Origin of the sequence: Methylorubrum populi, from assembly GCF_002355515.1 — a bacterium.
GTDB classification, from domain to species: Bacteria; Pseudomonadota; Alphaproteobacteria; order Rhizobiales; family Beijerinckiaceae; genus Methylobacterium; species Methylobacterium populi_A.
The window spans coordinates 4,414,921-4,435,274 of the sequence record NZ_AP014809.1 but is presented as its reverse complement, the minus strand read 5'-3'; the positions used below and the strand labels follow the sequence as shown (position 1 = coordinate 4,435,274).

The following is a 20,354-nucleotide window of genomic DNA, read 5'->3' as shown; positions in this document are numbered from 1 at the left end:
GCGTGCCGGTCACGGTGGCGCCGATGCCCCTCTCCGAGGTCGGCATCAGATGAAAGACGGTGCGCTGATGGCCATGGCTTTCTCGACCTATCCCTGGCGCAACGCGACTTGGCGCGAGCGCGTAGACGTCGTCCGCCTGCCGCCGTCCTCCGCGAGGCGGTTCATGGCCGTCCTTCGGGCGGCGCGGACCCACAGCATCCTGATCCTGAACGGCTTCTCCAGGGCGGACCTGTTCGCGGCGGTCCTCGTGGCCCGCCTGCGCCGCCCGCCCCACGTCGTCATCCTCGACCCAACCTGGGGGCGCGGAGAGAACTGGGCCGACCGAGCGGCTTGTCGCACCATTCTCACCCTGTTTGACGGCGACCACGTCCACTACGGCGTCTTGACGGAGTTCGAGGTCGGGACGTTCCCTCGCACATGGGTGGTCGACCCTGCTCGCGTGCACAAGGTGCTCTGGTCCTGCACGCTGGGCGACGACGAGCTGATTGCCTCCCGTAGCACCGGCGGCGGTGTCTTCGCCGGGGGCAACTCGCTACGCGACTGGGATCTGATGCTGCGGGCGGCGCGGATGGTCTCCACACCCGTGACCATCGCGGCGCCGAACCTTACGGTGGAGCAACTGCGCTCCGCCCCCGGCAACGTGACGGCCGGCCCGGTCAGCCCCGCACGATACGACGCCCTGTTGCGCGGCGCGGACGTCGTGGTCGTGCCCATGCAGTCGCGTGATGACCGCTCGTCAGGGCAAGGCACGATGCTCGCGGCCATGGCCCTCGGCAAGCCGCTGGTCGTCAACGATGCGCCCGGTGTGCGCGACTACGTGAGCGATGGAGAAACCGGAATCGTCGTCCCGCGGGATGACCCCGCCGCGCTCGCCGCCGCTCTGCGCCGGCTGCTTGGCGACGAACCGTTGCGAACCCGTCTCGGAGCCGCGGCCGAGCGAGAGGTGCGTCAGCGCTTCCTGCTGCCGCACTACGTGGAGCGGGTTCTCGGGTTGATGGACACTTTGCCGATCCGCCGGACCGCAGCAGCACCATCCCCGGACCGCGTCCGGGAGCGGATGCTGGCGCGGACGAGAGACTGACACGGTAACTGACGGGCGTCAGATCCCCGCCCCGATACTCGGCCCAATCTCGCTGCGCTGCTTTTCGGAGAACCCTTCGACCCCGGTCGATCACGACGCGGACGGCTCACCGGAGCGGACCGAGTCCGCTCGGACCGCCGCGGATGCCGCTCGGTCCCTGCCCCACCCCGACCTCCTTTCCCTCTCGAGCCGTCGACTCTCATGATGAACTGGCGTCATCCCATCCTGACCGTCTACGACCGCGTGGTCGCCCGCTCGCCCATCCCGGATTACCGCCGGAGCCTGAGCCTCTTCCACGAACTGCCGCGGCAGCAGAGGCGGGACATCCAGGTCACGCGTCTGGCGCGTCTGCTGCGTCACGCCGCGCGGCACGTCCCGTGGTACCGGGACGAACTTGCTCGGCTCGGGGTGATGCGCGGCGACGTGCTGGACCTGGAGCGGTTCACCACCATTCCGCCGCTGACGCGGGACTTCCTGCGGGAGCGCTTCGATAGCCTGGCCAGCGACGACCTAGCCTCGCGCCGCTGGTACCGGAACTGTTCGGGCGGCAGCACGGGCGAGCCCGTCGCCGTGCTCCAGGACCGGGACTACGAGGCGGCAGGCTTGGCCGCCATCGAGATGCATCACGCCTGGGCGGGCCGCCGGCCCGGCGAGCCCATGGTCAGGCTGTGGGCCTCCGAGCGCGACATCCTCCTAGGGTCGCAGGGCTGGCGCAACCAGGTCAGCGCCTTCGCCCGCAACCACGTTCTCCTCAACGCCTTCCGCATGAGTGCGGACGCCATGGAGCGCCACGTGGACCAGATTCGGCGCCGACGCCCGGTCCTGGTGGAGGCTTTTGCCGAGAGCGCGTACGAGATCGCGCGCCACCTCAACGAGACCGGGAGGCAACTCCACGGCGTGCGCAGCGTGGTCACCAGCGCCAGCACGCTTTACCCGTTCATCCGCAAGGAAGTCGAACAGGCCTTCGGTTGCCCGGTCTACAACCGCTACGGTTCGCGCGAGGTGGGCAGCTTCGCCGGCGAGCGCACGCCCGGCGGCGGGCTTGAAGTGTTCGCGGCCACGCACTGGGTGGAGGTGGTGGACGGGGATGGGAAGCCCTGCGCCCCCGGCGAGGAGGGCGACGTGCTGGTCACCTGCCTCACCAACCTCGCCATGCCGCTGATCCGCTACCGCATCGGCGATCGCGCCACGGTCGGAGAGGCGGTCGCGACCCCGACGCCCACGGTCGAGGTGCTCCAGACGGTGACAGGCCGCGCCAACGACGCTTTCGTGCGCCCGGATGGGGCTACCGTGCCCGGCATCTTCTTCATGTACTTCATCGGTGTGTTCTACAGCCGCAATTGGATCCGGATGTTTCAGGTGGTCCAGCGTGGCTACGACGACGTCGTGATCCGCATCGTTCCGGCCGCCGAGCCGCCGGCCAACGCTCTCCAGGAGATCGGAGACACCCTGCGCCGGGTGGTCGGGCAATCCTGTCAGGTGAGTTTCGAGTTCGCCGACACCATCGAGAAGCTGCCCTCGGGCAAGCACCGGTACCTGGTCCCGTTCGCGGCGCCTCCGTCGCCGGGCACCCGGCCCTGGCTTGCGGTGCGGGACGGCTTGACCGAGCCCGAAGCGCTGGCCACCGCCTGCGGCGCGCCGTCCATTGCAATGGGCCCGCTGGCCGACGCAGCGGCGGCGGCGCTGGCTCAGCGGGCGGACGCCTGATGGCCGCGGCGCCGGCCGTCTCCACAGTCCCCGCAGGCGGGCGTCCGCGATCCGCTTCAGGTCTCGTCCGCGCGCCTGAGCCCATCGCCGTGATGGTCGGGCAACTGGCCCAGGGCGGGAGCGAGCGCCAGCTCTACGCTTTCCTGGCTCACCGCGACCCGGCTCGGTGGGCACCCGTGCTGTACGTATCGGGCGAGCTCGGATTCTGGGAGGAGCCCATCCGGTCGCTCGGCGTCCCCATCGTGCTGCTGCGTGGCAGCGCAGCGGCTAAGATGGCGCGGTTCCGGGCCGCCTGCCGAGCGCACCGCCCGGCCTGTTTCTTCTCGTGGTCGTCCTACACCAATCCCTATGGATTGGCGCTTACAGGGATGGGCGTGCGCCGTGTCGGTTCGTTCCGCAACGCCGGGTTCGCCGACCTGCCGGAGCGGTTCCGCGGCCTCTGGTCAAAAGCGAGCCTAGCGGGACTGTCGATCGCGGTCTGCAACTCGCGTGAGACCCGCCAAACGCTCCTCACCCGCGGCTCCACGGCCCAGCAGGCGGTCTACGTCCCAAATGGCGTCGAAACGCCTCCCGCCATGCAGGCGGCCGCTTGGCGACGGGAATGGCGGGCGCGGTTCGGGCTCGGCGAGAGCGAGATCCTAGTCGTCGGCGTGGGACGCCTCGCACCGCAGAAGAACTTCGCGCGGTTCCTGGACGTGATCGCCCTGGTCCGCGCGCGCGCGCCTGTCCGGGCGGTCATCGCCGGCGAAGACATGGGGTGCCGCCCAGATCTGGAGGTCCGGGCCGCACGGCTCGGGGACACGGTGACGTTTGCGGGCCGAGTGCCTGACGCGCGGGAACTGATCTGTGCCGCCGACGTGTTCCTGCTCACCTCAGACCACGAGGGCATGCCGAACGTGCTGCTGGAGGCCATGTCGGCCGGGGTGCCCTGCGTGACCACCCGCGTCAACGCCGTCGGCGACTTGGTGTGCCACGGCGAGACCGGCCTCGTCGCGGGCCACGATGCCGGCGAACTGGCCGACTACGTCGCCCGCCTCGCCACCGATGGGAGCCTGCGCCGGCGCATCGGAGCACGCGCCCGTGCGGCAGTCATGCGCGACCACGACCCGGCCGCGGTTGCCGCGCGGCTCTGGGAATTGTGCGAGCCGTCCCCGTCTGGGCGGGCCTGAGGAGGGGCGACCATGCGTCTGGCTGTCTTCGTGGATCAAGTGTTCTGGCGGGACGGACACGGCCTCTCCACGGACGAGTCGTACGTCCTGTTCCTCCAGAGCCTCGCCGGCGAGGTGAGCGGGATGACCCTCATCGGGCGCCTTGCACCCGAGCCCCGGCGGGCACCCTACCCGGTCGATCCGGACACGTTCTCGCTGCTGCCGCTGCCATACTATCCGGATCTCCACCGGCTGTGGCGCGCGGACCCGCGCATCTACGGACGCGTGAGGCGCGAAGTCCGGGCGCAGGCCCGCAACTGGGATGCGCTCCTGGTGAGCGGCCCCCATCCGCTCGGGCAGATGATCGCCCGCGAGTGCATCGCGCTCGGCGTGCCCGTCGTCCTGGTGGTGCGCCAGAACCTCGTCGAGCAGATGGCGGCGCATCGAGGCCTGAAGCGCTGGGCCGCCCTTGCCGCCGCCGCGGTGCTGGAATGGGATTTCAGGCGCTTGGCGCGGGGGCGCACCGTGCTGGCTGTCGGCGCGGAGATGGCGGACGAGTACGGCCGCGTCGCCCGGCAGGTCACCAACCACTTCGCCTGCCTGGTCGACCGGGCCCGGTTCGAGATGTTCTCCAAGATGGCCACGGGCGGCGACCCGACCCGGCTCATCTGCGTCAGCCGCCTCTCGCCCGAGAAAGGTCACGCCCACCTGCTCTCGGCCCTGGCGCGGCTGACGGCGCGCGGCGTGGAGTATCGCCTCGATATCGTCGGGACCGGGCAGACGGATCCGCTTCTGCGGGCACAGGCCGAACGGCTCGGCCTCGGATCCCGGGTCACGTTCCACGGCTACGTTCCCTACGGGCCGGCGCTGTTCGACCTCTACCGCCGGGCGGGTGCCCTGGTGCTGCCGTCCATCACCGAGGGCTTCCCCCAGGTGATCAACGAAGCTCTCTCGCTCGGCCTGCCCGTCGTCGCCACGCGGGTCGGTGGCATCCCGTCCTTCCTCGAGCACGAGGTCACGGCCCTGCTGCTGCCGCCACGCGACGTTCCCGCGCTCGCCGACGCGATCGAGCGCATCGTCACCGACGAGGCGCTGCGTCACCGGCTGAGCCGGAACGGGCGCGCTCTGATGGGCGACAATACCCTCGAGGCGAACCGCGCCCGCGTCCTGGAGGCCCTCCACGATGAGATCCGTCCGCGCCCCTGAGCCCGCCTCCAGCCTCGGGCCCGTCGCCCCGGGATCGCGCTCGGCACTGGTCGACCACCCGTCGCCATCCCCGCCGGTGTGCCCGCGCGTGAGCATCATCGTGCCCATCCGCGACGAGGCCGCCGGCCTTGAGGCCCTGGTCGCGGATCTCCTCTCCCAGGACTATCCCGGGCTCGGCGAGATCCTGTTCGTCGATGGAGGCTCCCGCGACGGCACGCGCGAGAGGCTCGACGCGCTGGCGGCCCGGGACGCCCGTGTCCGGGTCATCCTCAACGAGCGGGGGGGCACGGCGGCCGGGATCAACATCGCCCTGGTTGTGGCCACGGGCGAGGTCGTGATGCGCATCGACGCGCATGCGCGCTACCGCGCCGACGTCGTCCGGGTCTGCGTGGAAGCGCTCCTGCGTACCGGCGCAGGGGGCGTCGGCTCCATCGCCCGCCCGCGCGCCTCCGCGCGGACGCCGATTGCGCGGGCCATCGTGGCGGCGCATCTCAGCCCGTTCGGAATCGGGGTTGCCAAGTTCCGCCGCGAGGGGGCGGAGGGCTGGACCGCAACCGTGTGGAACGGCTGCTACTGGCGCCACGTCGTCGATCAGGTCGGGCCCATGCGCGAAGATCTGCCCCGCAACGAGGACAATGAGTTCAACGCGCGGGTGCGCGCCCTGGGCTACGGCGTGTGGGTGACTTCGGCGGCGCACGCGTATTATCGCCCCCGCGAGACGCTTGGCGGCCTGTGGCGCCAGTACCGGGGAAACGGCCAGGGGGTCGCGATGACCCTGTTCGAGAATCGGGCGGCCGTGGGCCTGCACCACGTCGCGCCGCTGGTTCTGGTGAGCACCCTCGCGGCGCTTGCCGCCCTTGCCCCCGCCTGGTCGCCGGCGACCTGGGCACTGGCCTCCCTCCTCGCCGTCTACGGCGCGGTGCTTCTGGTGGCCACGGGCCTCGCCGCCCGGCGTCGGGACGGGGGTGAGGAGCGCGGGTCGTGGCTCCCCCTCCTCGCGCTGCCGGTGGTGCTCGCCACCCTGCACATCGCCTACGGGTTCGGCACGCTGGAGGGGCTCCTCGGCCAGGGCCGCGCCCGGGTGCGGCGGCTCTTGCCCCAGCAAGGGGCCACGCGCACCCGCGTGGAGGAGAGCCGATGACCACCCGCCGCCGCCTTCTCCTGGGCGCCGGTGGGCTCCTGCTCGCGGGGCCGGTCGCTGCCCCCCCTCTCCTGCACGCCCGCGAGCACAAGGCGTTCCATCTCGCCCCGGGCGGCGAGGACGGGGACGGGCCCAGTCACGGGACGCCCGAGCGCCCGTTCGCCACGCTGCCGCACGCCTATGCCAGGGCGGGGGCAGGCGACACCATCGTGCTCCGGGGCGGCGTGTACGGATTCGGCGGACGGACCTCCGGGTGGCTGCTCGCCGGGGGCGGGGGCCTCCCCGGCCAGCCGCTGCGCATCGAGGCGTTTCCGGGCGAGACGCCCGTCATCGATGGAAGCGACCTACGTCCGTCCGACGGGGCCTACGAGGCCTGGCCGTCGCGCAGCACGGCCGGCGGCTTCCCGATCGTGTTCTGGGACACACCCTATGTGGAGGTGACGGGGCTCACGGTGCGCAACGGCCCGTTGGGCGGCTGCCACGTCAACGGTTCCCATCCCGGCTTCAGGGCCGAGCGATGCCGCTTCCACGACAACGGTTGGCTCAACGACGAGCACGGTGTCGGACTCGGCCTCTACGGCTCCGGCGACGGCAACGTGGTGCGGAACTGCGACGCGTTCGGCAACCACGGCGGCGGCGAGGGCGCCACGGGCAGCAACGCCGACGGTTTTCAAGTCTCGCTCGCCGACAGCGTCGGCACGCTCATCGCGGGCAACCGGGCCTGGCGCAACAGCGACGACGGCTTCGACTTCTTCAGTACGCTGCAAGCGGCCGATGCCCGCGGGGTGACGGGTTATCTCGTGGATGGGAACTGGTCGTTCGAGAACGGGTATCGGTCCGACGGGGCAATGGCCCCGAAGGGGGACGGTAACGGGTTCAAACTCGGGGGCCGCCGGCGCGGCGCGCAATCGCGCCACGGCGGACACACGGTCATCCGAAACCTTTCCTGGGCGAACAAGTCCAACGGCTTCGACGACAACGGCTCGGCCGGCGGCATCGAGCCGCTGCAGGTGTGGAACAACGTCTCGTTGAACGACGCACGCAATGTCGATCCGGCGATGGGCGATCCGGGCTACGCTTTCGTCTTCGTGAACCACCCCGACACGGTGCTGGGCAACAACGTCGCCTTCGCCACTCAGGGCCGCAACGAGATTCTGATCCGCAAAGCGGTCGAGCGCTGCAATCTGCGCAACGGCCGGCCCTGGAACCTGTTCGAGCCACGGCTCGTGCTGACCGCCACCGATTTCGCCTCGCTGGACGACGCCGTGGCGCGCGGCCCACGCGGGCCCGGCGGTACGTTGCCCGTCTCGGGGTTCCTGCGCCCGACCCGAGGCGGCTGCCTCATCGGGCACGGGACGCGAGATGGCCTCCCCACGGAGCTGCGGGTGTCGGAAATGCCCGACCTGGGTGCCTACCCGGCCGGCTGATCGGGGCCGGGGGCCCGTCGAAAGGGAGGCCTTCCCCCCGGTGACGGGAACGAGGGGGCCGCACCGTCAGTCAGGTCCGGAGGGCGAGCGCTTGCCGGACCTGACCCGATCCGAGGCGGGCCGTCCGCAGCGAGACCTCCGGGGCATTGCCGCTCCCCATCGTCCCGGCCGAGGCTCCTCAGCGCGCCGCCAATGCCCCGGGGGTCTCGCTGCGGAAGATCACCTCCACCGCGTCTCCGGGCTGGAGTTCGAAATCGTCGTCTGCGGTCAGGCGGTCGAAGGCCGCGCCGTTACGCCGAACCACGACCACGTCTGGCCGCGGCCCGAGGGCGGCGGTCTGCAGGGACTGCGCCCGCCCGATGAGCGCGAGCTTGCGCGCGGACGCCTCCAGACGGGCGTTCAGGTCCGCGACCTGGGCCTGGCCATCCCTGATCTCTTTCAGCAAGAGGAGTTCGCGCTGGGTGTCGATGCGGTCGCGACGCCATGCCATCTCGTCCCGCCGCCGCTTCGCCTCGCTCAGGTTGGCCGCGGTCTGGAGCCGCCGCGTGGAGGAGAGCAAGACGGCGCGTCGGGCGTCCGCCACGCGCTGGCTCGTCAGGTTGCCGTTTCCGAACAGGTTGTTCGTGCGGTTGAGTTCCTCGATATCGGCCTTCAGCCCCCGCTCCTCCTGCACCTCCTGCTCGGTGAGGGTGGCGATCTGCTCGGCCGCCTGCCGGGCGGCGTTGACCAGGTAGTCCCGCTCCGCGCGCGTTTCGGCCTGGGCCACCTGCAGCGATCGAATCTCGGTCCGAACGAGATCCGCCACCAGGCTGGGCGGGACGGGGACGGCGTCGATCGGCCTGGCCTTGAACGTCTCCGCGCCCTCCATCTCTGCCGCGAGACGCCACAGGTGGACGTGCTCCTTGACCAAGTTGATCTGCGCCGTGCGGTATCCCTGCTCCGCCTCGACCCCCTCCGAGAGGGAGCCGACGCGCCCGCGCACCGAGCTCGCCCCCCCCGCCACAGCGATGGCATGGCGCGCGGTCATCATAGGGCGGTAGGCGTACTGACCCGGGGTCAGGACGTCCCCGCTCACCGTGACGGGCCTGTACTCCGCCACCGTGACCGCGACGTCGCCGGGCTGGAGCAGGGGCAGGCGGTCGGCGGCCTGCGTGCGCTGGCGGCGGAGCAGGCGGGAGGCCAGCACCGCCTCGACTTTGGCCATGACCTCGCCTGTGGTCTCGCCTGCGACCAGGAGCGTGCCGATGGCGGGCAGGGAGATGGTGCCGTCGATCTGCACCGTCGCGCGCGCGCGCAGGTCGGGCTGGCCCGCCACCGCGACCTCGATCGCGTCGCCGGGCTGCAGGCGGTATGCCTGAAGGATCCGGGGCCCGGCGGCCTGCGCCTCGGGGGAAGGCCGGGATTCGGGCCGGGCGCCCTGGGGAGCCAGCAGCGTCGTCAGCGCGATGACGGCTCCGGCGCAGGCCCGTGCCCTCATCGCTCGGGAGTGGGGAAGCCGGCTCACGTCATGTAGTCCATCTGAGACCGGACCCGCCCGGCCGAAAGGCGCTCACGCCACCACGCGATGGTTTGCTCCAGCCCTTCGCGCAGGCTGGTCTGGGCTCGCCAGCCCGACACCGCCTCGAAGCGGGCGCGGTCGGCGAGCAAGGCCCGGACCTCGGAATTGACCGGCCGCATGCGGCGGGTGTCCTGTACCACGGGCTTGTCGCAGCCGGTCAGGTCGAGGACGAGGCGGATCAGGTCACCGATGGACGTCCGCCGCTGGCTTCCCGCATTGTAGGCGGACCCGTACTCGACGTCGGGGGCGACTCCAGCCGCCAGGAACGCCGCCGCCGTGTCGGCGACGAAGGTGAGATCGCGCACGGGCGAGGTGTCACCGACCGTGACGGTCTCGCAGGCCGGGTCCAGCGCCTGCCGGATCACGGTCGGGATGATGGCGCGCTCGCTCTGGCGGGGACCGTAGGTGTTGAACGGGCGCAGCGTCACCACGGGCGTGCCGAAGGAGCGGGCGAAGGCCTCCGCCATCATGTCGGCGCCGATCTTCGAGGCCGAGTAGGGCGACTGGCCCTGGAGGGGATGGTCCTCTCGGATCGGCATGGTGAGCGCGGTGCCGTAGACCTCGCTCGTGGAGGTGTGGACGACCCGCCCGGTCCCGTGCTGACGGGCCGCCTCCAGCACGTTGAGCGTGCCCGTGACATTGGTGTCCACGTAGGCCTGGGGGGCGGCGTAGGAGTGGGGGATGGCGATGAGCGCCGCCAGGTGGAAGATGACGTCGTGCCCCGGCACCAGCCGTCCGACGAAGGCGGCATCGCGCACGTCACCGCGCACGAGGTCGAGCCGGCTACGCACCTCGGGTGCCACGTCGTCCAGCCAGCCGTGGCTGTCGAACGAGTTGTAGAGCGCCAGCGCCGTCACCTGTGCACCTCGGCGCGCGAGCGCCTCCGCGAGGTGCGAGCCGATGAACCCGTCCGCTCCGGTCACGAGGACCCTGGCGTCGGCATAATCCATGATGGTCTCCCTCAAGCTCTCGCGATCCAAGGCCGGCCCGTCTCTCCCACGTCCTCGTCAGGCTGCTGTGCCCTGGACTGGCGGACCCGCGTCTCCGGGCGGGATCGGGACGAGGGCGGTGCCGTCCGGGGCAGTCTCAGGCACGACACCGGGGACCAGGACGGTCAGCCCCCCCCGGAGGGTGAGGCCGAAGTCGGAGGCGAGCGTCCGGGTGCGGAAGTAGGCGATGTCGGCGCGCGCCTTGGCGGGGAACAGCACCTCACGGTAGAAGCGCTGTGGGTCGACGCTCCTTGCGTGGAGTGTGCTCTCGCTGCGGAACAGGATCTGGCACGGTCCCAGAAGGCCCGGCTTATGATCCAGAACCTCTTCGAACCCGTCATGGAAGCAATCCGCGAACGCCAGGCTTTCAGGGCGGGGGCCGACGACCGCCATGTCGCCCCGGAGCACGTTCCAGATCTGGGGCAGTTCGTCGAGCTTGGTCGCCATCAGGACCTTTCCGACCCTGGTCATTCGGACATCCCCTTCCAGGGTCAGTGGGCTGCCCCCGGAACCGGCTCTCGGGCCGAACTTCCGGAACTTGTACATCACGAAAGGCAGCCCACCGCGCCCGAGGCGCACCTGCGCGAACAGGATGGGCCGCCCCGATTCCAGCAGGATGGCGAGGGCGACGAGAAGCGCCACGGGCGCCAGCAGGAGGGCGGCGAAACCCGCCACGATGAGGTCGAAGGCGCGGCGCTGCCTGGCCTCGTCCGTGCGGAGCCGGGGAAAGGCCAGGGTCGGCCGGGATCGGGCGATGGAAACCTCGGTCATGGAGCTATTCCGTGTCGGGAGGGCGTCCAGGCGCAGTAGGCCGGGTCTCAGGCGACGTCTCAGGCGACGAGCGCCTCGCGGAGTGCGGTAACGACCCGGCGAACATCGTGCTGGTTCATGCGGGGGTGGAGCGGCAGGGTCAGTTCCCGGGCCGCGAAGGCCTCGGTTGCGGGCAGGGTGATGCCGGATTGGTGCGCGCGGTAGAACGAGAGGCGGTGCGCGGGCGGGTAGTGGATGGTGGTCTGAATGCCCCGCTCCGCGAGCGCGTCGATGACCGCCTGCCGGTCGGCACTGGCGGGCAGCAGCACCGGCATGATGTGGTGCACGGAGGGGCGTCCGTCCTCGAACGGCAGGCTCACCTCCGGGCACTCTGCCCGGAGAAGGCTCCGGTAGAGACGCGTCAGCGCGCGCCTGGTCTCGTTCCACTCCGGGAGGTGGGAGAGCTGGACCAGGCCCACGGCCGCCCGCATCTCGTCCATGCGGTAGTTGAAGCCCAGCATGGTGACGTCGTAGGTCGGTGTGCGGCTGTTCAGCCTCTGGAACGTACCGGTCGTCAGGCCGTGACCGCGGGCTTGGCGGACGGCTTCGCGCAGGGCAGGGTCGCGGGCGACGACCATACCGCCCTCCGCTGTGGTCATGTTCTTGTTGCCGTAGAAACTGAAGGCCGCGGCCGCGCCCAACGTCCCCGCGCCGGGCAGGCCGGCGGCATGGGCGGCGTCCTCGATCAGCACGAGGCCGTGCTTGGCGGCGAAGGCCCGCCAGGGCTCGGGGTCGACCAGATAGCCCGCAAAGTGAACCAGAATCACCGCCCGGGTGCGCGCCGTGCACTTGGCCTCCGCATCCTCCAGGGACATCAACGGCAGATCCGAGCTGGCGATGTCGACGAAGACCGGGGTGGCGCCCACGTAGAGCACGCAATTGGCTGTCGCCACGAAGGTGAGAGAGGGCACCAGCACCTCGTCGCCCGGCCCGAGCCCGAGCGCGTGCATGATCAGGTGCAGCCCCGCGGTGCACGAACTCACCGCGACCGCGTCCTCGGTCTCATGCGCGTCGGCGAAGGCCCGCTCGAAGGCCCGCACACGCTCGCCCATGGTGATCCAGCCGCCGTCGATGACCTCGGCCAGCGCGGCCTTTTCTTCGAGTCCGAGGCACGGCTCGGCCACGAGAAGCCTAGGTGCCTCGGGTGCGGGATTGGGCGGGGCAGGATCGAAGGCCTCTGGAGTCCGCAAGGCCAAGCTCATCATGTCAGGCTCCCACGACCATGAGGGACGGGGCGTGCTCTTCCCACCTGATGTCCTGCGCCTTGTGGAAATCCTCGACCCGACCGATGTCGAGCCACAGGCCCTGGTGCTTGTAGACGTGTATGGGGACGTTCTTGGCCAGCAGGCAGTGGGCGAGGTCGTCCGCGCCGAAGGGCATCCCGCGGGGGATATGGTCCAAGATTTCCGGCTCCATGCAGTAGATGCCCATGCTCACGCTGTTGGTGAGCACCGGCTTTTCACTGAAGCTCGTGACCACGCCGTCCTCGTCCTCGATGACCCCGAAATCCAGCTTGTTGGAGCGGCACGCGGTGGCGATCGTGAAGGGGTGGCCGTGGGCGCGGTGAATACCCGTGAAAGTCCGCAGGCTGAGGTCGGTGAGCACGTCGCCGTTCAGGACGAGGAAGGTCTCGTCCAGGTGCCTCTCCAGCAGCGTGAGCGCGCCGATGGTGCCGAGCGGCTCGGTTTCCTCGGTGTAGACGATATGCAGGCCCCACTGGCGCCCGTCGCCGCAGAAGCTGCGGATGAGGTGTCCGAGGTATCCGGTGGTGATGTAGAGTTCCTCGATGGCGTTGCGGCGCAGCCATTTCACCAGGAGTTCGAGGACCGGCTTGGCCCCGATGGGCATGAGCGGCTTAGGCAGAACCGAGGTGTAGGGCATGAGGCGCGTGCCCCGTCCGCCCGCTTGGATGACCGCCTTCACGTGATCCTCCTCGTTCGACGTGTCCCGATCGACGTGTCCCGATCGACATGCCGGCCAAGCTGCCCCAGTCGGCTGAAGCGACCCTAGGGGGCTCGTAGACCGCGTGAACTGACGGCCGTCACTTTCGGACCCGCCCTGCGCTCTAGCCTCAAATCGCTCGCATCCCCGCTGCGGCTCCGGTGCGTGCGGCGGGGACGGCGCGCCGGGCGAGCGGGTGGGGAAGGAGCCGTGAGCGTGAACGAGGCAGGCGACATCGCGCGCGGCGCGCGCCAGAGGGAACAGGCGATGCTGCGGGAGCCGGGGACGACCAGGGAAACCATCGCGGCGCTGAGGGAGATCGTCGGGCCGGGGGAGGCGCGCCACGAGGCGCCGTTCCAGGTGCAGGAGCAGCGCACGGGGTTTCGTCCTGTTCCGGGGTTGGCCCCCGCTCCCGCGCCGTCCGCCGCTTACGCCGAGAATGGCCTCCGGATGCGCGACCTCTTCTTGGTCCTCAGGCGGCGGGCGCGCCTCATCGGGTCCGTGGCCTTCGCGGGGGCGCTGCTGGCGGGCACGCTGTCCGCTCTCCTGCCGCCCTCCTACGTGGCGACCGCGCAGGTCATGGTCGAGCCGGCCGCCTCCGAGGTCGCCGCCGGCCTGCTGGCGCCCGTCGTGGACACCCACATCATCCTTCTCACCTCCGAGGCCCGCCTCAGGCGCGTGTTCGATGACTTGGCTGCCGAGCCCCAATACATCGAGGCGTCGGCAGCCGTTGGGGCCCATCCCTCGTTCGTCGAGCGCGCCAGATTCCTGCTGCGCGACGCCGCGCGCGAACTAGGCCTGGCGTCCCGCCCGGTGCAGCCAGAGGCCGAGATGCCGTCGACCGACCTCGGGCCTGCCCAGGCCCGGGCGGCGATGCTGGTGCGCCAGGAGCGCCAGTCCAGCATCATCAGCGTCAGCTTCCAAGACCGCAGCGCGCAGAGGGCGGCGCTTGTGGCCAACGGCATGGTGACCCGCCACGTACGGGAACTGGGCGAGCGCCGGACGCAGGAGGCCGCAGGTCGCCGGGACTTCCAGGAGCAGCGGGTGGAGGAGGCCCGGGCGGAGGTTGGAGAGGCCGAGCGGCTGGTGCGCGCCTTCCAAATCGAGAACGGGGCAGCCGTCCCCGGCCGGGAGGAGGAATCCGTCTCCGAGATCACCCACCAGTTGGTCCTGCTGCGCTCGGAGATCGCCTCGCGCGAGCGGGATGCCGGGGCACCGGCCGCCGTCGACGAGATCCGGGTCGTCCGGCTCCAGGCCGACGCGCTCGAGGCGCGGCTAGCCGAGCTCAAGGCTGTCCAGGGCGCCACTGTTGACCGGCGCATCGAGAGGCAGGCCCTGGACCTGCGCCTGGATACGGCCCGCAGGAACCTGACCGAGCAGCAGCGCCAGTTGGAAGAGTCGAGCAAGCCCCAGCCCGCCTTCGCGGCCGCCGCCCGGGTCGTCGCTCCGGCCTCAGTGCCCACGCGCCCGAACTCCCTGCATCCCGTTGTGGTGGCCGTCCCTGCCTTGGTGGCCTTCGGCATCCTGGGCGCGATGGTCGCGCTACTGGGAGAGCGACTCGCCAAGGGCTACCGGAACGAGCGCGAGGTGGAGGAGGGGCTGGGCATCCCCTGTCTCGGCCTCGTCCCACGCGCGCCGGTCGTGACGGCATCCGGCGCCGCGGCCGACGACGCGCGCTCGCCCTGGGGCCGCGCAGTCGGCTCGCTCGCGTCGACACTCCTTCACCGTTGCGGCCGGCCCGGCTCCCCCTGCGTCGTGCTGATCACGGCATGCGCGCGCGAGGAGGACAAAGCGGAACTGGCAACCGCCCTTGCCGTACGCGCCCGTAAGGATGGGCGCCGCGTGCTTCTGGTCCGCTGGGATGACGACGCCGCCCTGGGACATGACTTCCCCTCCCACCCGCTAGCCGAAGGCGGGGTCGCCTTGAAGTCGTTCTCGGCCGCCGCCGCCTTCGCGCGCGATCCGGCCCTCGGCATCGACCGGCCCGTCAGCGAGGGCGTCGGACGCGATCTCGTGCTCGGCCTGGGAGGCGACCGCTCCGTCCGGGTCAGGCAGGTTCTGGCGTATCAGTACGACCTGGTGGTGGTGGACGCCCCGCCCGTGCTGGCCTCCGCGCAGGCGCGCTTGGTCGCGGATGACGCCGACGCCGCGCTGCTGGCGCTCGCCTGGGGTCGCACGGACCGCCAGGTCGCGGACCAGGCGCTGCGCCTCCTGCGCCGTCCGATGCCCCTCGCGGGCGACGGGCCAGCCCCGGGCGAGCGCGCCGTCCTCGCCGTGCTCACCGATGTCAACCTGAAGGCCCATGCCCGCTACCGCCTGGGTGACGTCGGCGAGCACCTTTTCCGGGCCCATCGTCGGCGGGACCGGTCGCGCCGAACCGCCCCGCAGCCCTCCGCCCCGATCCCGAAGCAGGCCGCCGCGTCCGAAGCGCGCCCGGATGTCGAGCCCGGGCCATCCCCGGTTCCGCGCAAGCGAGCAGAGGCGTGACGGGGGCCCTGGAGGCGGCTCAGGCGCTCCTCTCCCTGTGGGGACGGTTCACCTGGGGGCTGATAACCCCATCGAACCTGTTTCCTGGGCTCGCGTTCCTCGGGCTGACCGTGGCCGCGCTGGGCCGGCGCCGGATCGGGACCGGGCTCGCCTGGGCCGGAGTGCTGGCGATGCTCTCGGGACTGACGCCGCTCGCCAACTGGGCGCTCCTGCCCCTGGAGCAGCGCTTCCCGGCCCGGGCCGGCGACACCCGGCCAGTGGACGGCATCATCGTCCTCTCGGGTGGGATCGATCTCACCACGTCCCGGACCCGCGGCCGTCTGGAGCTCAACGACGCGGGCGAGCGCATCACGGCGCTGATCGCCCTCGCTCACCGCTACCCGCAGGCGCGCCTGGTCTACACCGGCGGCGACCCGTCCCCGCCGGGGAGGCGGGCGCGGGCGCCCGAGGCCGTGCTCGCGGCCGCCTACCTGGAGGGGATCGGCATCGCGCCGGCACGCATCACCGTCGAGGCCCGATCGCGGACCACCGCCGAGAACGCGTCCGAGGTGCGCAGGCTGCTAGAGCCGCACCCGGGTGAGCGCTGGTTGCTCGTCACCTCGGCGTGGCACATGCCCCGAGCCATGGGCGCCTTCCGCCGGGTTGGCCTCGAACTCGAGCCTTACCCCGTGGACTTCCGCACAGCGGGGCCGTTCGCCACCCGGTTCACGTTCGGGCACGCGGCGGACGGGCTGCACCTGCTCGACGTGGCCGCCAAGGAATGGGCCGGCTTGGTCGTCTACCGCCTGACGGGGCACAGTGATGCCCTCTTTCCGGCACCCGCCGCCGATGCGCCGCCGTCGCTACAGGCCAACAGGGATCACCGTCCTCGCCTCGCGCCGGACCACCGATGTTCGACGGGGCTCTGACGGACCGGATCAGCGTGCCGCCTCACCTTGCAGGAGCGCGGGCGTGAGCGCGGCCTAGAGCATCATCCCGAAAGGTGGTTTGCGGCTTTCGGAAAAAGATGATGCAAAAACAGATTCCTAGCGCATCGTGCTGGATCCGGTATCCAGCACGATGCGCTAGGCCGCGGCTGGGGCACTCGCCGTCCGGGCCTCCACGGGCCGCGTCGGCGCGGCGTGCTGCCTGGTCCAGGCTTCCAGCATGAGGAGGCGCCACAGGAGGACCCCGAAGCCCCGCCCGGTGCCTGCGCCGTGGATGTCCAGGATGCGACGCACGCCTCGGTGGTCCCAGTGTCCGAGGTCCATCCCGCGCCCGTCCAGCAGCCGCTCCCGCACGAGCGCCCTTCCCGAGGGCTCGCGGAACCATGCGTCGAGGGGCACGCCGAAGCCCCGCTTGGCGCCGCGCTCGACGGCTTCCGGAAGGAGCCGCCGGCCGAGCGCGCGCAGCGGGAGCTTGCCCTCATGCGCATCGAGCAGGGCCGCGCGCGGCAGGCGGGCAGCCCACTCCACCAGGCGCACGTCGAGAAGCGGGGACCGCACCTCGACGGAATGGGCCATCGAGGCGCGATCGACTTTCACGAGCACGTCGTCGGGCAGGTAGAGGCGGTAATCCAGATCCTGCTGGCGCAGGGTCGTCGACTTGCCGCGGCTGCGCGCCCATCGCTCCCACACACGCGACGTGACCCAAGGTCATTTGTCTGCATCCTGGAGGTTTGCGGTAACCTTCATGGCGGCTTCGGGTCGGCTCCGCGCCACCTCCACCTTGTCGCAGATATTATACCGATGGTATAAATAAGCGTCGCTGAGGGACGAGGTTCGAGCGTGCACTGACGGAGGTGGCAATGGTCGTGGGGTTCTTTTCTGACGATGGTTCCGCTCTTTACGCCGCGCTGCTGGCCAGCTGCGGGCTCGCGTGCGTAGGACGGTTCATGACCGTCATCGACGGACACGAGATCGGGCGGCCGACCTGCGGTCCATCCATGGAGGACGCGGCGGCATCCCGGGCGGACATGTCCGCGACGCTCGCGCGGGCCGCGGTCGGCGGCCAAGCCGACGTCGCCTTCGTCGCCCCGCTCGGCTTCCTGCATGAGGGCGGCGTCTGGACCCACCTCGACGTGGCCGTGGTCTCCGGAGGGGACCCCCTGCAAGCCAGGCGCGCTAGGCGGTCCGCCGGTCACGCTGACGGCGGAGAGCTCGCGTCCGGCGCGAAACGTCGGAACGCATCCGACTGCTGCGCGCGGCGCCCGTGGCTCCTGACGTTCGGGGCGGGGCGGCCTCATGGGCCTGCCGCATCGCCCAAGCATGGCCTGCAGGGACGCGGCACCGAAGCCGCCGCGAGGACGCTGCCGGTCCGGGTGCCTTTGCCCGGCCGATCCGTGAAGGCCGCCATGGACCGCGGGCTTCCGACGCTTGAGACCCTACGCATCGGGATCCTGCTGGCGGCGACCTTTGAGGTCGCCGCTGCGGTTCCCGACGCGGCCGCCGTCGAACTCGCGACGATGTCCGACCTGATGTCCCCGGCATCCCATCCGGCTGACCAAGCCCTGGCCGGACGCCTGTCCGATCTGGCGGATCGACTGGTCGACATCGAACGGGCGCTGGGTACGCCGGCATCGCCGGCCGCCTCCAACAGGCGGGATCGGGGCATGCGGAGGATTGCCAGGTCCTGTCGCGACGCCGTCCCGGAACTGCCGACGGCATCCTGGCCGACGGGCAGCGCATCCGCCGCCGGACGTCGATAGCCGGAATCGCTTCCCGCTACGCGACCGTGCGTCGGCACCTGACCCGCCGATCCGGTCTCAAGAACCGCTCCGCCCCTGCCCGATCCGGTTCCGGGAGGGACGCGAGCCGGCCACGGTGCATCGGGAGCCCGCTGCGCCCCGCCCAAGGTCCGAGGCACTGGTCCGTGCCGTGGCGGAACGCGTCTGCCCCGCGGCCACGGAACGGCCGAGCTTGATTGCCCGTTGAGCCGTCATGAGGCTCCTCATGACGATCCTTGCGGCGACGGCGATCTGCGCGGCTGCACTGACCGTTGTCGGCTATGGGGCCGGCGCGCGGCCAGAGGACCGACCGCTGACGGGCCTCACGGCCGCGACCATCCTGGGGACCCCCGCGGCAGGCGCTCCGGGCGACCACGGGAGCCGGAGAAAGCGTGCCGGGACGGTGTCCGGCAACCACCAGGCGGAAAAAGTATCCCCGCTCGGGGAAGGCACGCCCCCGGCAGACGGCCCGCAGGGCTAAGCGCGGGCCCTCCCCCCGGATCGCGCGCCGGGCATCCAACCGGATATGACGCCTTCGCGCGGCACCGGCCGCTCCGGAGACGGCTATGTGCCACCGTCGCCCTGGCCGCCTCGCTACTTGGGCCGGATGGGACCGGCGGCCGACGAAGCCCACATCGCGCACCAGGAGCTGCCCCGCTTCCGACACGCGGATCGCCCTTGAGGCCGGTGCGGCCGTGCCAAGCCTGCCCGCGGTTTCCTCCACCCGCCAGCGAAGGATTGCCGGAGCAGGGGGCAAGGATTGCGTCGTTGCTCCTTCCGTCGCCTCATTGGTCGGGCATTCTGCATAAGTGGCTGTCCGGATTGATCTTTTTCATATTTCAATATCAAATCCGAAAGAATAGGCTATTCGATCCTTGGAATGCTTCGACGTCCCTCTGATGTCCTGCTTCAATCAAGCATCATCTCGCGATCATAGCAGATCGCAGGCCGATCCTGCAGTAAAAGGCGGGGTCCAGACTTGACTCCCAGGGCCGTGCTCGCGGTACAAGGCGCTGCCCGGGCCGCATCGGCCCGAGCCGACCAGGAGTAAGGGAATGACCGTGCCGGAACCGCCGTCGCGCAGGTAGGCGTGTGCGGGTAGCCGCCCACACACGCCTCCTTGCGATCCATCGACCGGGGTGCGCCCTCACGAGGCCAAAGGCACCCCGGTCAGCAACCCCGAACCGCCGAGGACGGAAACGGGCGCTTCGGCGCATGGGCAGTGGATTCGCATCTCCCGCCGCCCTTGGCAAGAGTCCCCGTTCCGCTCCGGCTCGAACGACGCCAGCCGACAGGCATCGACCGGCCGTGCGTCGCCAGCGCGGAGCTGTCATTGAACACGAAGCATGATCGAGATCCCGCACGCGAAGCGCGGGAGACGCCCGATGACGCCGGCGCGTCGGCCGTCGGCCCGGGGGTGCCCGAACCCTTGTATCCGCCGACGAAGGTTGCCGGGGCCGACCTGATGGTGGTCGGCCTCGCCTACCGGTCCGACGAGTGGATCGAGTTCCTGGATGGCGAGGATCCCGGCGGCCGTTTCGAGGTCGCCGCAGTGGTCGACCCCGCCGACCTTCGCCAGATCGAAGCGATGGTGGCGGGGCGCACCTTCCGTCTGGCGGCCGTCGACCAGGAGCTCGCCATGGGCACGTCCCTGGCCGTTCAACTCGCCTTCTTCGGGCCGCCGTCGGTCAAGGTCCTGCCGCCGCCGTCGGAGCGCAAAAGGCTGGTCGGCTCCAAGGCGCGGCGCCCCCCCGAGAGGCCCTGGGTCCACACCCTCGGCGGTCCGCGGGAGCCAAGTCCGCGACGGTAGGAGACCGCGTGTCGGGAGGGCGCCGGGTTGCGCCCTCCCGGGCATGAGGCGGACGCCTCACGGTCGCGCTCGGGGAAGAGGGTTGCCGCCGTGCCCCCGCGCGTCGGATGAGCCTGATTTGGATCGGGGTAGCGACTACTCCGCCGAGCCGGCCCGCGACACCTTGAGCGCCCATCATCGGCTGCGTCGGCGCCGACGATACGAGGCCCGCCGTCTCGAACCCGCGGTCCCCGCCGGAGCGGGCATTCCGCTCCTCGATATCCTGGGGCGATTGAGTTCATGGCGGCGCGCAAGATCCCCAAGCCATTGCACAACCGTGTCGGCGCTGCCGAATTTCGGCCACTC

The 20,354-nt window shown here is 70.7% G+C and carries 16 protein-coding genes; 10 read left to right on the top strand and 6 right to left on the bottom strand.

From position 1 onward, the window contains the following. Positions 1-49 precede the first annotated feature (49 nt). The 6 genes from MPPM_RS20555 (at position 50) to MPPM_RS20530 (ending at position 7,710) form a co-directional block, all read left to right on the top strand. On the top strand, positions 50-1,081 hold the full coding sequence (locus tag MPPM_RS20555; RefSeq protein WP_096486642.1) for a glycosyltransferase family 4 protein: 1,032 nt from the start codon (positions 50-52) through the stop codon (positions 1,079-1,081). 201 nt (positions 1,082-1,282) lie between these two features. Beyond that, a complete protein-coding gene (locus MPPM_RS20550; protein WP_096486641.1) occupies positions 1,283-2,788 on the top strand; it encodes a phenylacetate--CoA ligase family protein in 1,506 nt (501 codons plus the stop codon). Further along, entirely contained in the window at positions 2,788-3,957 is a 1,170-nt protein-coding gene (locus MPPM_RS20545; protein ID WP_096486640.1) for a glycosyltransferase, read from the top strand. Before MPPM_RS20550 ends, MPPM_RS20545 begins: the two co-directional genes overlap by 1 nt. 12 nt (positions 3,958-3,969) lie before the next feature. Beyond that, positions 3,970-5,142 (top strand): glycosyltransferase family 4 protein, encoded by a 1,173-nt coding sequence (locus tag MPPM_RS20540; protein ID WP_096486639.1) that lies wholly within the window; start codon positions 3,970-3,972, stop codon positions 5,140-5,142. An 88-nt stretch (positions 5,143-5,230) separates the two neighbouring features. Beyond that, positions 5,231-6,283 carry a glycosyltransferase family 2 protein gene (locus MPPM_RS20535; protein ID WP_157914221.1) on the top strand — a complete coding sequence of 351 codons (1,053 nt, stop codon included), beginning with the start codon at positions 5,231-5,233 and terminating at the stop codon, positions 6,281-6,283. Continuing rightward, complete coding sequence (locus MPPM_RS20530) at positions 6,280-7,710, top strand: right-handed parallel beta-helix repeat-containing protein (RefSeq protein ID WP_096486637.1); 1,431 nt, start codon at positions 6,280-6,282, stop codon at positions 7,708-7,710. The genes MPPM_RS20535 and MPPM_RS20530 overlap by 4 nt, the downstream gene beginning before the upstream one ends. A gap of 178 nt (positions 7,711-7,888) precedes the next feature. Here the strand turns inward: MPPM_RS20530 and MPPM_RS20525 are convergent, their stop codons facing one another. The 5 genes from MPPM_RS20525 to MPPM_RS20505 are packed head-to-tail and all read right to left on the bottom strand — an operon-like array spanning position 7,889 to position 12,990. Next, positions 7,889-9,214: a polysaccharide biosynthesis/export family protein gene (locus MPPM_RS20525; RefSeq protein WP_162296274.1), complete on the bottom strand. Its 1,326-nt coding sequence runs from the start codon at positions 9,212-9,214 to the stop codon at positions 7,889-7,891. Then, positions 9,211-10,218 (bottom strand): SDR family NAD(P)-dependent oxidoreductase, encoded by a 1,008-nt coding sequence (locus tag MPPM_RS20520; protein WP_096486635.1) that lies wholly within the window; start codon positions 10,216-10,218, stop codon positions 9,211-9,213. Before MPPM_RS20520 ends, MPPM_RS20525 begins: the two co-directional genes overlap by 4 nt. Positions 10,219-10,275: 57 nt before the next feature. Beyond that, on the bottom strand, positions 10,276-11,028 hold the full coding sequence (locus tag MPPM_RS20515) for a sugar transferase (protein ID WP_096486634.1): 753 nt from the start codon (positions 11,026-11,028) through the stop codon (positions 10,276-10,278). 59 nt (positions 11,029-11,087) lie between these two features. Then, positions 11,088-12,272 (bottom strand): DegT/DnrJ/EryC1/StrS family aminotransferase, encoded by a 1,185-nt coding sequence (locus MPPM_RS20510; protein ID WP_096486633.1) that lies wholly within the window; start codon positions 12,270-12,272, stop codon positions 11,088-11,090. Position 12,273: 1 nt separating this feature from the next. Next, positions 12,274-12,990: a nucleotidyltransferase family protein gene (locus tag MPPM_RS20505; protein ID WP_096486632.1), complete on the bottom strand. Its 717-nt coding sequence runs from the start codon at positions 12,988-12,990 to the stop codon at positions 12,274-12,276. Positions 12,991-13,218: 228 nt separating this feature from the next. On the opposite strand from MPPM_RS20505, the gene MPPM_RS20500 reads away from it, so the two are divergent. Together MPPM_RS20500 and MPPM_RS20495 are read left to right on the top strand one after the other, a co-directional pair. Further along, positions 13,219-15,495, top strand: a complete 2,277-nt coding sequence (locus MPPM_RS20500; RefSeq protein WP_096486631.1) for a Wzz/FepE/Etk N-terminal domain-containing protein — start codon at positions 13,219-13,221, stop codon at positions 15,493-15,495. Continuing rightward, positions 15,492-16,403, top strand: coding sequence for a YdcF family protein (locus MPPM_RS20495; RefSeq protein WP_244573371.1), 912 nt, complete (start codon positions 15,492-15,494; stop codon positions 16,401-16,403). The genes MPPM_RS20500 and MPPM_RS20495 overlap by 4 nt, the downstream gene beginning before the upstream one ends. 156 nt (positions 16,404-16,559) lie before the next feature. Here the strand turns inward: MPPM_RS20495 and MPPM_RS20490 are convergent, their stop codons facing one another. Beyond that, a complete protein-coding gene (locus MPPM_RS20490) occupies positions 16,560-17,111 on the bottom strand; it encodes an asparagine synthase-related protein (protein WP_096486630.1) in 552 nt (183 codons plus the stop codon). A 257-nt stretch (positions 17,112-17,368) separates the two neighbouring features. Between MPPM_RS20490 and MPPM_RS20485 the strand changes: the two genes are divergently transcribed. Both MPPM_RS20485 and MPPM_RS20475 read left to right on the top strand, forming a co-directional pair. Then, a complete protein-coding gene (locus MPPM_RS20485) occupies positions 17,369-18,181 on the top strand; it encodes a hypothetical protein (protein ID WP_238307872.1) in 813 nt (270 codons plus the stop codon). A gap of 1,447 nt (positions 18,182-19,628) precedes the next feature. Then, positions 19,629-20,009 carry a hypothetical protein gene (locus tag MPPM_RS20475; RefSeq protein ID WP_238307873.1) on the top strand — a complete coding sequence of 127 codons (381 nt, stop codon included), beginning with the start codon at positions 19,629-19,631 and terminating at the stop codon, positions 20,007-20,009. Positions 20,010-20,354: the final 345 nt, after the last annotated feature.

What these genes read in the sequence shown, in the direction of transcription:
- MPPM_RS20555 (WP_096486642.1), top strand. Translation starts at nt 50, where the DNA reads ATGAAAGACGGTGCGCTGATGGCCATGGCTTTCTCGACCTATCCCTGG.
- MPPM_RS20550 (WP_096486641.1), top strand. Translation starts at nt 1,283, where the DNA reads ATGATGAACTGGCGTCATCCCATCCTGACCGTCTACGACCGCGTGGTC.
- MPPM_RS20545 (WP_096486640.1), top strand. Translation starts at nt 2,788, where the DNA reads ATGGCCGCGGCGCCGGCCGTCTCCACAGTCCCCGCAGGCGGGCGTCCG.
- MPPM_RS20540 (WP_096486639.1), top strand. Translation starts at nt 3,970, where the DNA reads ATGCGTCTGGCTGTCTTCGTGGATCAAGTGTTCTGGCGGGACGGACAC.
- MPPM_RS20530 (WP_096486637.1), top strand. Translation starts at nt 6,280, where the DNA reads ATGACCACCCGCCGCCGCCTTCTCCTGGGCGCCGGTGGGCTCCTGCTC.
- MPPM_RS20520 (WP_096486635.1), bottom strand. Translation starts at nt 10,218, where the DNA reads ATGGATTATGCCGACGCCAGGGTCCTCGTGACCGGAGCGGACGGGTTC.
- MPPM_RS20515 (WP_096486634.1), bottom strand. Translation starts at nt 11,028, where the DNA reads ATGACCGAGGTTTCCATCGCCCGATCCCGGCCGACCCTGGCCTTTCCC.
- MPPM_RS20510 (WP_096486633.1), bottom strand. Translation starts at nt 12,272, where the DNA reads ATGATGAGCTTGGCCTTGCGGACTCCAGAGGCCTTCGATCCTGCCCCG.
- MPPM_RS20485 (WP_238307872.1), top strand. Translation starts at nt 17,369, where the DNA reads ATGACCGTCATCGACGGACACGAGATCGGGCGGCCGACCTGCGGTCCA.